Below are 10,526 nucleotides of genomic sequence, written 5' to 3'. Positions count from 1 at the left end.
CACCAGCTTCCCACGCCTGTGAACGCGGTAAGAATCGGGGCCGTTCCGAAACGAAATCCCCTGGGCGTACTACGTAGTGCGTCACCGGGGGAATACTCTGAGTGCGACAGGCGGCGACGTGCGGAGTGCGCCGTGTCTCATCACGGCGTGCGCCACGGCGCGCCACCGCGTCGATCCTGCACAATGAAAATCGGGGCCCGGGATCAGCGATGAACTGGGATTTCCATGCGTGATCATGATTCTCCCCCGTGGACCCAGGAGGTGACGTGCACGGGCAGGAAGCGACGCCGGCGGCATCCGGGCCCGGACGCCCCAAGCTCCGTACCCCCAAGGACGACGACGCCCGCATCGTCGAGCGCCTCCAGCGCTCGCTGCTGCCGTCGATCCTGGAGGTCAAAGGCCTGACCACGGCCGCCGAGTACATCCCGGCCGCCCGGCACCACAACGTCGGGGGCGACTGGTACGACGTGTTCGAGCCCACGCCGGGCACGGTGGCCTGGGTGATCGGCGACGTGGCCGGGCACGGGTTCGGCGAGGCGGTGGTGATGGCGCAGCTGCGCAACGCCCTGCGCGCCTACGCCCTGCACACCGCCGACCCGGCCGAGATCCTGCATCGCCTGGACCGCTTCGTCTCGGCCTACCTCCCGAACGAGACCACCGCGACCGCGTGCGTCCTGGTACTGGAGCGCTCCAGCGGCACCGTGCGCTACAGCGTGGCCGGGCATCCGCCGCCGCTTCTGCTCGCCGACCGCGGCGGTGTGCTGCTCGCGGACTGGCTGGACCAGGCCAAGGGCCTGCCGCTGGGCGTGCGCGAGACCGACCAGCGGCCGGTCGCCGAGTTCGCGCTGGTCACCGGGGACACCCTGGTGCTCTACACCGACGGCCTGATCGAGAAGCCCGGCGACGACATCGAGGACGGCATGGAGCGGCTGCGCGTGGCCGCGCAGCTGATGTGCGCCGAGACGCCGGAGACCGTGTGCCGGCACCTCATGCGCCTGCCCGGGGACTCCTACGCCGGCGACGACCGGGCGCTCCTGGTCAGCCGCATAAGCTGAGGCCCATGTTCACCACACGCCCGGTCGGCCTGGACTTCCTGGACGCGGCGCCCGTGCGCCTGGCGTTCGCCGGCACGCTGCAGGCCCCGCCCAAGACCGTGTTCGACGCCGTCGCCCGCGACATCGAGGCGCTGCCGCACTGGTACGGCGCGGTGTCCGCCGCCGAGCACGGCCCCGGGCCGCACGGTGTGGGGATCCGGCGGCGGGTGCGCCTGGTGGGCAACGTCGCCTTCCACGAGCAGGTCATCGCCTGGGACGATCCGGCCCGCTTCGCCTACCGGATCGAGCGCACGACGGTGCCCGGCATCCGCGCCATGGCCGAGCAGTGGGCCGTGCTGGAGACGGCGCGCGGCACCCGGCTGATCTGGACGATAGCGCTCGACGCGAACCTGGCGACGGCGGCGCTGGTGCGGTCGATGGCGCCGGGGATGGGGCTGGCGACGCGGCGCGCGGTGGCGAAGCTGGACCGGCGGCTGGGCGCGGGCGCATAGGGCCAACGGTTCGCGGACTGTCGCGGTTCACGCGCTAGGTGTTTGCACGGTCGGGATCGGAACAGGCACTCAGGGTTGGTAAACCAACGTTTATCCGCCAAGGATCATCGGCCTCGTCGCAATCCCCTCACCTGGGGTTCCTCCTCCCCGCCCGGCACCGGCGCGCTCGCGGTGCCCCGCTCCTGCCCGCCACACCGTTCGCGGACCGCACCCCCACCGCAGCGCACAATCCGGTCACCTGGCACCATGTCTGATGCCATGCCTGTCACCGCCGACGCCGCCGCCACCGCGGCAGTCCAGACGCCGCCCCTGCGCGAAGCCCGCGCAGCGGTCTTCGCGGCGCTCTGCGTGCTGGTCGGCGCCCTCGGGCACGACGCCTTCTCCAGGAGCAGCATCCCGCTGTGGGCGGTGTTCGTCGGCGGGCTGGCGGTGTTCCTGCTGGCGCAGCTGTTCACCCGGCGCGAATGCGGCCTCCCGACGATCCTCGTGCTGATGGGGATCGTCCAGTTCGGACTGCACCACCTGTTCGGGTTCGCCCAGCAGCTGGCCGCCGACGCCACTCCGATGGCCATGGCCATGCCGGCCCGCGGCTACTGGTGGTGCGGGCACGACGAGCCCTCCGGCGTCGCCCAGGCGATGGCGCACGTCGCCGGCATGCCGCCGTCGCAGCACTCGATGACGGTCGGCATGTGGGCCGCGCACGCGGGTGCCGCGCTGGCCGCCGCGTGGTGGCTGCGGCGCGGCGAGGCGGCCGTGTGGTCGCTGGGCCGGGCGCTCGCGCTGGCCCTGATCACCCCGCTGGTGCTGCTGGCCGCCGCGCTGGTGCCGGGCTGCTGGACGCCGCCGCGCCGGCCGGCCGCGACCGCCGTCGCCGGCCCCGACCGGCTCCTCGGACCGGGCCGCCTTCTGCGCTTCGACCTGGCCCGGCGCGGGCCGCCGATGACCGCCGCCGCAGCCGTCTGACACACCCCCGGGACCGGGGTCCGCCGTGATGCGCGGGCCCGCTCGGCGCTGTGTTCCGGACCGGTGCGGCCGCAGACCGTCATCGATCCGTCACGCGCGTCCGCGTGACCTCACCCTGGAATGAGCATGACCAAGAAGCTGACTTCCAGCGCGCGCCGTACCGCCGTGCTGCTGTCCACCGCCGCCGTCTCGCTCGTGGCCGCGGCCGCGGTGGCCTCCGCGCACGTCACCGTGAACCCGAACACGGCGCAGCAGGGCGCCTACACCAAGGTGTCCTTCCGCGTGCCGAACGAGGAGAAGGACCAGTCCACCACCTCGGTCGAGGTCGACCTGCCGACCGACCACCCGATCGCCTCGGTGTCGGTGAAGCCGGTGCCGGGCTGGACCGCGACCGCCACGACCAGCGCCCTGGCCACTCCGATCAAGACCGACGACGGCGACGTCACGCAGGCGGTGACGAAGATCGTCTGGACCGGGGGCAAGATCGACCCGGGCCAGTTCCAGGAGTTCGACGTCTCGCTCGGGCCGCTGCCGACGGACACCGACCAGATCGTGTTCAAGGCGCTGCAGACCTACTCCGACGGCACCGTCGTGCGCTGGATCGACGTCCCGCCGGCCGGGCAGGAGGCCGACCACCCGGCGCCGGTGCTGCACCTGACGCCGGCCGGGGCCACCGGGTCCGCCGGAGCGGCGGCCTCCCCGTCGGCGGCGGCACCGTCGGCCCCGTCCTCCTCGCCGTCGGTGGCCCTGTCGGGGTCCTCGGACTCCGCCAAGGCCGACGACAGCGACAGCACGGCCCGGATCCTGGGCATCGCCGGCCTCGTGGTCGGCGTGCTGGGCTTCGGCACCGCGATCGTGGCCCTGCGCCGCAAGCACCCCAGCGGGTCCTGATCCCGCACGTCACTCCGGAAAGAGAACAACCATGATGCTGCGATCCGCCCGGATCGCGCGCCTCGTCCCGGCGGCCGCGGCCGCCGGGGCGCTGGCCGTGTTCAGCGCCGCCTGCGCCAGCCCGTCCCAGGAGGTCGCCTCGGTCTCCAACGTCCAGCAGCCGGCGTCCAAGTACAAGGGCACCGAGCTGGGCATCCCCACGCCGATCCCGCCGGTGACGCTGACCGACGTCGACGGCAAGCCGTACGACCTGAAGGCGCACGCCGCGGGCAAGGTGACGCTGGTCTACTTCGGCTACACGCACTGCCCCGACGAGTGCCCCACCACGATGGCCGACGTGGCCGCCGCGCTGCGCCTGACCCCGGCGGACAAGCGCGCCAAGGTGCAGGTGGTGTTCGTCACCACCGACCCGGAGCGCGACACCGGCCCGGTGATCAAGGACTGGCTGTCCAAGTTCGACCCCTCCTTCATCGGCCTGACCGGCACGGTGCAGCAGGTGGACGACGCCGCGAGGCTGGCCGCGACGCCGGTCGAACCGCCGAAGAAGGGCGCCGACGGCAAGATCGAGGTCGACCACGGCACCCAGGTCAACGCCTTCGGCACCGACGGCGTGGCGCACGTGGTGTGGCTTTCCGGCGTGACCGCGAAGGACATCGCCCACGACATCGCGCTGCTGACATGAGGCCGGCGCTGAAGGTCGGCGCGGTCGCGGCCCCGGTGGCGGTCCTGGCGGCGGGCGCGGCCCTGCTGCTGTGGTCGGGCGGCGACGCGGCGGCGGGCACGGCGAAGCTCGCGGTCCGGGACGCCTACGTCCGCGAACCGGCGAACCCGGCCGAGGCCGCGGCCTACTTCAGCATCGGCAACTCCGGCCGCGCCGACGACACCCTGACCGCGGTCACCGCCTCGGCCGGGCAGGCGTCGATGCACACCACGAACGGCCCGAAGATGGTGGCGCTGGCCGCGGCCCCGATCCCGGCCCGCGGCCGCCTGGACTTCTCCCCCGGCGCCAACCACCTGATGATCGACGACCCGGGCCCTCTGAAGCCCGGCACGACGGTGCGGCTGACCTTCCGGTTCGCGAAGTCGGAGCCGATCACGGTCGACGCGCCGGTGATCGGGATCGGCGCCGCGGCGCCCGGGGACGACGAAGGCGGTGCCGGGCAGTGACGGCAGGGATGGCGGCGACGGCAGGGATGGCGGGGATGGCGGGCACACCGGCGATCGAGATCTGTCCTGCGACGTCCGGAGACTCTGAAGGCGGTATGGACCGGTGAAGGCGGCGATGGCAGTGAGACCTGTTGCGGCAAGACGTACGGGCATGGCGGCCGGCTCTGTTCGCAAGCGCCGATTCCGCCACCGCCTCATAGCCCTCCTCACCACGGCCCTGTGCCTCTGGGCGGTCGCCGCCGCACCGGCCGCCTCGGCGCACGCCACCGTCGTGTCGACCACCCCGGCCGACAACTCCCTGCTCCAGACCGCCCCGGACCGCGTCAGCATCACCTTCAGCGAGCCCGTCGAGCTGCAACTCGGCGCGCTGCGCGTGTTCGCGCCCGACGGCACGCAGGCCGAGGTCGGCTCGGCCGAGCACCTGGACGGCAAGCCGGACACCGCCTCGGTACCGCTGCGCGGCGGCCTGAAGGACGGCACCTACGTCGTCTCCTGGCGCGTCATCTCCGCGGACTCGCACCCGGTGCGCGGCGCGTTCACCTTCTCCGTCGGCACCCGCTCCACCCCGAACTCCGGCGGCGCCGAGGCCGCGCCCAGCGGCGACCGCACCGTCGGGCTGCTGTTCGGCGTCGCCCGCTGGCTGGCCTACCTCGGCTTCGCCGCCATGGCCGGCGGCGCGTTCCTGCTCATCGCCTTCGCGCCGAAGCTGGCCGGCGACGTCCGCCTGCGCCGCCTGATCGGCGGCGGCTGGTTCGTGCTGCTGGTGGGGACCGTCTTCGCGCTGCTGTTGCAGGGCCCTTACGCCGGGGGCTTCGGCCTGGGCCGGGCCTTCGACGTCGACGTGCTGCGCGCCACCCTCCACACCCGCCTGGGCCGCGCGCTGGCCTGGCGCCTGATCCTGCTCGGCGGCGTCGGGGTGCTGGTGTCCTGGATCGCGACCCGCCTCACCGAGGCCGTGGTCCGCACCCGGCAGGTGGTCGGCGCACTGGCCGCGGCCCTGGCCGTGGCACTCGCGGTGACCTGGTCGATCGCCGACCACTCCGGCACCGGCTCCCAGGTGGCGCTGGCGCTGCCCGCCGACGTCCTGCACCTGCTGGCGATGGCCACCTGGGTCGGCGGCCTGACCGCGCTGACCGTCGCCATCCTCGGCGGCGCCGGCGAGCTCGAACCCGACGAGCGGCTCACCGTGGTCCGGCGCTTCTCCACGACGGCCTTCGTCGCGGTCTGCGTGCTGGCAACCACCGGCGTGTACCAGGGCTGGCGGCAGGTCCGGCACTGGGACTCGCTGTTCAACACCGACTACGGCCGGCTGCTGATCATCAAGTCCAGCATCTTCCTGGTCCTGCTGTCCCTGGGCTTCCTGGCCCGCCGCATCCTGGCCGCCACCACGCCGGACCTGGCCCGCCTGCGCCGCTCGGTCGCGGCCGAGTTCGGCCTGGCGGTCGTGGTGCTGGCGGTGACGGCGCTGCTGGTGGAGTCGCAGCCGGCCGCCGACACCCCGCAGAAGGCCAAGCCGGCGAGCGCCACCTCCCCGTTCGACACCGGCTCCGCGAACGGCTCCGGCACCGTCAACATCACCCTGGACCCGGCCGGCGTCGGCCAGGACACACTGCACATCTACGTCCTGGACAAGAACGGCGCGGCGGAGTCGGTCCCCGAGGTCACCGCCTCACTGGCGCTACCGGCCCAGCAGCTCGGACCACTGCCGGTCAAGCTCGACGTCACCGGCCCAGGCCACTACACCGGCGCCGGCGCGGTCCTGCCGATGGCCGGCAAGTGGCAGGTCCTGGTGACGGTCCGGACCACCGACATCGACCAGGCCACCGTCATCCTGAACGTCGACGTGAGCAAGTAGACGCCGACGTGAGCAAGTAGACCTCGACGTGAGCAAGTAAGCGAGAACCCTGTGATGCTCCGCACCACCGCCCGCCGCCTGACCGCCGTGGCCGCACTCGCCTTCGCGACCCTCGCCGGCCCGACGGCGGGCGCGGCCTCCGCCCACACCGTGGGCGGCTCCGGCGCCTCGAACTACGTCACCACCCTGGGCCCCCTCACCCCGTCAGTCCCCGGCCTGACCCTGAAGGTGGTCGAGAACGGCGCCAAACTCGAAGTCGAGAACCACTCCGGCACCGACGTCGTGGTAGACGGCTACGTCGGCGAGCCCTACCTGAAGGTAGGACCCACCGGCACCTACACGAACACGAACTCCCCCGCGACCTACCTGAACAACGACCGCTGGGCCAAATCCCCAGTCCCGACAGGCGTAGACCCCAACGCGACCCCAATCTGGAAAAAGGTCGCCGACACCCCGATCTACCGATGGCACGACCACCGCATCCACTGGATGTCGACCACCCCACCACCCGCGGTGAAATCCGCACCGGCCAAGCCCCACGACATCAGCACCTGGCGCATCACCCTCCACCACGACGGCCAGACCATCACCGCCGACGGCAAGCTCCGCTGGCAACCGGGACCGTCGAAGGCACTGCGGCTGACCGGCGTGGTACTGGCAGCCGGGGTGGCGCTCTGGCTGTGCCTACGCGGCTGGACGCTGTGGGTAACGCTGGGCCTGGTCGCAGCAGATGTGCTGCACTCAGCCGGCATCGCAGCCGACGTCGCCGACGGGCCGGTCGCAGCCTTCTTCAAGGGCAACGCGGTCCAGCTCGCGGCATGGACAGCGGCACTGGGAGCGGTATGCCTGCTGGCCCGACGCCGCAACTCAGTCGGCGCCCGCTGGCTAGCCGCCGGCGCCGGCCTACTCATCGCGGCAGCGAGCGGAGTACCGGACCTCAGCGTGCTGTGGAGCTCGACGGCACCCTTCGCCTGGGGGATCACGCTCGCGCAGGTGCTGGTGCTGGTGATCACGGGCGTCGGGTTCGGACTGGCGGCGGCGCTGCCGGTGTATCTGCGGCAGACGCGGCCAGGGCGGGTGGTGGCGGCGCCGGGTTCGGCGGCAGGGTCGGAGACTAGCTCCGATTCCAGCTTCAGTTCGGGCTCTAGCTTGAGCTCTGGCGCTGGCGCTGGCACTGATTCCGGCTCTGGCTCTGGCTCCGGTCCTGGTTCCGGTTCTGGCTCCGGTCCCGGCTCTGGCTCTGGCTCTGGCTCTGGCTCCGGTCCTGGTTCCGGTTCTGGCTCCGGCTCTGGCTCCGGTCCCGGCTCCGGCTCCGGCTCTGGCTCTGGCTCCGGTCCTGGCTCCGGTTCCGGTTCCGACTCTGGCTCTGGCTCTGGCTCCGGTCCTGGCTCCGGTTCCGGTTCCGACTCTGGCTCTGGCTCTGGCTCTGGCTCTGGCTCTGGCTCTGGCTCTGGCTCTGGCTCTGGCTCTGATGCTTCTGGCTCTGGCTCTGATGCTTCTGCTTCTGCTTCTGGTTCTGCTTCTGGTTCTGGTTCTGGTTCTGGTGCGAAGCCATCGCCAACCACAGCACCCTCCGGCCCCAGCCGCCGCTCCTTCCTCACCACCGGCGCCACCAGCGTCGGCGGCGTCGCGGCCGGAGCCGCCGGCGCCGCGCTGCTCCTCGACGACCGCCGCCAGGCCGCCGCCCCGGTCGGCGACCTGGTCGCCGAGCTCGGCCTGGCCACCGTCGCCGTGCCGTTCCCGCACCAGGCGGGCATCTCGGTCCCGGCGCGGCAGCAGGCCCACGGCACCGTCGCCGCCTTCGACCTCGTCGACGGTGCCACCCGCGAGCAGCTCAAAGCCCTGATGAAGGCGTGGACCGCGGCCGTCGCCGACCTCACCGCCGGGCGCGCGCCCACCACCGACGACGGCGTCGCCCAGGGCAGCGGCCCGTGCTCGCTGACCGTCACGATCGGCTTCGGCCCCTCGCTGTTCGGCAAGGCCGGCGTGGACCCGGCGGCCCGGCCGGCCCAGCTCGCGCCGCTCCCGACGTTCGGCACCGAGCAGCTCGACGCCGCCCGCGGCGACGGCGATCTGGGCGTGGTCCTGGCCGCCGACGACGCGCTGGTCGTCTTCCACGCCCTGCGGACGCTGACCCGGATCGCCGACGGCACCGCCAAGCCGCGCTGGAGCATGTCCGGCTTCACCCGCGCCCCGGGCTCCGCCCCCGACCCGGCCTCGACCGGCCGCAACCTGATGGGCCAGCTCGACGGCACCAACAACCCGACCGCCGCGCAGCCGGACTTCGAACGCAAGGTCTACGTCGCCGCGGACGCCGACGCCGCCTGGCTGCGCGGCGGCTCCTACCTGGTCTTCCGCCGTATCAGGATGCTGCTGGACTCCTGGGACGCGCAGACCACCGCCGAGCAGGAGAAGGTCATCGGACGGCGCAAGGACACCGGTGCCCCGCTCTCCGGCGGCGCCGAGCACACCCCGGTGAACCTCGCAGCCCAGAACCCCGACGGCTCGCTCGCCGTCCGCGGCGACGCCCACATCCGCCTGGCCGCCCCGGCCACCAACGGCGGCGCCGCGATGCTGCGCCGCGGCCTGAGCTACCACGACGGGCTCACCCCCGATGGCAAGCCGGACGCCGGCCTGCTGTTCCTGGCCTGGCAGGCCGATCCGACCACCGGCTTCATCCCGGTCCAGCAGCGGCTGACCAAGAACATGGACGCGTTGAACCGCTTCACCAAGCACGAGACCAGCGCCCTGTTCGCGATGCTCCCGGCCGCCTCCGGCAGCGGCTACCTCGGGCAGGCCCTGCTGGAGCCGGGGTCGACCTCCCAGTCAGGACCCGCGACCGCCGCCACGGCCTCGGCCGCCGCGCTCCCCGCCGACATCGGCAGCGGCGGCACCGGCCGCGCCGTCCTCGGCGCCGACGGCATCCAGCGGATCACCGTCACCGCCGACGACTCACTGCGGTACCACCCCTCGATCATCGAGGCGGCGCCCGGCACGGTCGAGATCACGTTCCGCAACACCGGCACGGTGCCGCACACCCTGTCCGAGGACGGCAGCCCCCGCCCCGGCGAGTCCGCCGCCGGCATCCCGCAGCTGGCCGGAGGCGACCAGACCACGATGAGCCTGAAGCTGACGCAGCCCGGCGACTATCCGTTCCAGTGCGGATACCACGCGGCGGAGGGGATGTACGCGGTCATCAGAGTGCGGTGACGGGGTGCGGTGGCCAAGCCGCACCCAACCTCTACCTCTGCGCTCCAGCTCCAGCTCCAGCTACGGGCACTGATACTTCAAGTCGCCCGAGCTCGCGCTGTCCGTCCCCGGCGCCATGACCTCCTCCGGGTTGGTGATCCGGAACTTCGCGGTCACCGTCCCGCTGGCCTTCAGATGCAGCCGCCAGTCCAGGTGGATCAGCGGCGACGTGCCACTGATCGGCTGCGACCCGGCCACCTTCTGCGTCTGGTTGTTGTTCGCCGGGATCTCCCACTCGTAGCGCACGGTGCCCGTGCCGCCGTTCGTCGTGAACGCCGCGACCATGTCGACCGTGGTGTCGCAGATCCCGGTGGGCTGCACCGGATTCTGGTTGTGGACCGAGATCCCGGTGATCCGCACCGGCGTCGTGGGCTTCTTGTCCCGCATCTTCAGCCCGACCACCGCCGCCGCCCCGACCACCGCGCCGACCAGCACCAGCCCGACCACCGCCCGCATCAGACGACGGCCGATCGGGTCCTTGAGCTCCTTCTTCGTCCACTGGACCGGCGGCCCCCCGGGGCCGCGCCCGCCCAGACCTCCCGGACCTCCCAGACCGCCCAGACCGCCCGGACCGCCCGCGCCACCCGGCCCCCCAGCAGCCCCCGGGCCGCTGCGACCCGTCGCGCCGAGGTCGACGGAAGGCCGCCACGGCGCCTCCATCGCCGAGCCCTGGGCACCGTAGCCGTTGGCCACGCCATTGCCCGGGGCGCCAGGCCGCCCGCCCGACCCGGCCTGCCCGCCGGGTCCACCCGGCCCGCCCGCTCCGATCGGCACGCCCGCGGCACCCGCGGCACTCGCACCGCCCGGGCCGCCCGGGCCGCCCGGGCCGCCGGCGCCGCCCACGCCGACGCCCGC

General features: G+C 72.9%; 8 protein-coding genes and 1 pseudogene. 8 read left to right on the top strand and 1 reads right to left on the bottom strand.

The window, feature by feature from the left end; translation table 11 throughout:
- Positions 1 to 266 precede the first annotated feature (266 nt).
- The 8 genes from ABD481_RS40205 (at position 267) to ABD481_RS40170 (ending at position 9,632) form a co-directional block, all read left to right on the top strand.
- The gene (locus ABD481_RS40205) at positions 267 to 1,055 is read left to right on the top strand and encodes a PP2C family protein-serine/threonine phosphatase (protein WP_344671149.1); all 789 of its coding nucleotides are present in this window, start codon (positions 267 to 269) and stop codon (positions 1,053 to 1,055) included.
- Between the two features lie 5 nt (positions 1,056 to 1,060).
- Positions 1,061 to 1,546, top strand: coding sequence for an SRPBCC family protein (locus ABD481_RS40200; protein ID WP_344671148.1), 486 nt, complete (start codon positions 1,061 to 1,063; stop codon positions 1,544 to 1,546).
- Positions 1,547 to 1,792: 246 nt separating this feature from the next.
- The gene (locus ABD481_RS40195) at positions 1,793 to 2,509 is read left to right on the top strand and encodes a hypothetical protein (protein ID WP_344671147.1); all 717 of its coding nucleotides are present in this window, start codon (positions 1,793 to 1,795) and stop codon (positions 2,507 to 2,509) included.
- Positions 2,510 to 2,635: 126 nt separating this feature from the next.
- On the top strand, positions 2,636 to 3,400 hold the full coding sequence (locus tag ABD481_RS40190) for a YcnI family copper-binding membrane protein (RefSeq protein WP_344671146.1): 765 nt from the start codon (positions 2,636 to 2,638) through the stop codon (positions 3,398 to 3,400).
- A gap of 31 nt (positions 3,401 to 3,431) precedes the next feature.
- Positions 3,432 to 4,082 (top strand): SCO family protein, encoded by a 651-nt coding sequence (locus ABD481_RS40185; RefSeq protein ID WP_344671145.1) that lies wholly within the window; start codon positions 3,432 to 3,434, stop codon positions 4,080 to 4,082.
- Positions 4,079 to 4,567 carry a copper chaperone PCu(A)C gene (locus tag ABD481_RS40180; RefSeq protein ID WP_344671144.1) on the top strand — a complete coding sequence of 163 codons (489 nt, stop codon included), beginning with the start codon at positions 4,079 to 4,081 and terminating at the stop codon, positions 4,565 to 4,567. The genes ABD481_RS40185 and ABD481_RS40180 overlap by 4 nt, the downstream gene beginning before the upstream one ends.
- Before the next feature lie 151 nt (positions 4,568 to 4,718).
- Positions 4,719 to 6,422, top strand: coding sequence for a copper resistance protein CopC (locus ABD481_RS40175; protein WP_344671143.1), 1,704 nt, complete (start codon positions 4,719 to 4,721; stop codon positions 6,420 to 6,422).
- Between the two features lie 54 nt (positions 6,423 to 6,476).
- Positions 6,477 to 9,632 (top strand): Dyp-type peroxidase, encoded by a 3,156-nt coding sequence (locus tag ABD481_RS40170; protein ID WP_344671142.1) that lies wholly within the window; start codon positions 6,477 to 6,479, stop codon positions 9,630 to 9,632.
- Positions 9,633 to 9,692: 60 nt separating this feature from the next.
- On the opposite strand, the pseudogene ABD481_RS40165 reads toward ABD481_RS40170, so the two are convergent.
- Positions 9,693 to 10,526, bottom strand: a pseudogene (locus ABD481_RS40165) (hypothetical protein); the annotation flags it as partial.

Source organism: Catenulispora yoronensis (assembly GCF_039531695.1).
Taxonomy (GTDB): domain Bacteria; phylum Actinomycetota; class Actinomycetes; order Streptomycetales; family Catenulisporaceae; genus Catenulispora; species Catenulispora yoronensis.
This window is presented reverse-complemented; position numbering and strand designations above follow the sequence as displayed.

Bases quoted from the DNA above. Each gene is read 5' to 3' on its own strand.
- ABD481_RS40200 (WP_344671148.1), top strand. From the start codon at position 1,061: ATGTTCACCACACGCCCGGTCGGCCTGGACTTCCTGGACGCGGCGCCC.
- ABD481_RS40195 (WP_344671147.1), top strand. From the start codon at position 1,793: ATGTCTGATGCCATGCCTGTCACCGCCGACGCCGCCGCCACCGCGGCA.
- ABD481_RS40190 (WP_344671146.1), top strand. From the start codon at position 2,636: ATGACCAAGAAGCTGACTTCCAGCGCGCGCCGTACCGCCGTGCTGCTG.
- ABD481_RS40185 (WP_344671145.1), top strand. From the start codon at position 3,432: ATGATGCTGCGATCCGCCCGGATCGCGCGCCTCGTCCCGGCGGCCGCG.
- ABD481_RS40180 (WP_344671144.1), top strand. From the start codon at position 4,079: ATGAGGCCGGCGCTGAAGGTCGGCGCGGTCGCGGCCCCGGTGGCGGTC.
- ABD481_RS40175 (WP_344671143.1), top strand. From the start codon at position 4,719: ATGGCGGCCGGCTCTGTTCGCAAGCGCCGATTCCGCCACCGCCTCATA.
- ABD481_RS40170 (WP_344671142.1), top strand. From the start codon at position 6,477: ATGCTCCGCACCACCGCCCGCCGCCTGACCGCCGTGGCCGCACTCGCC.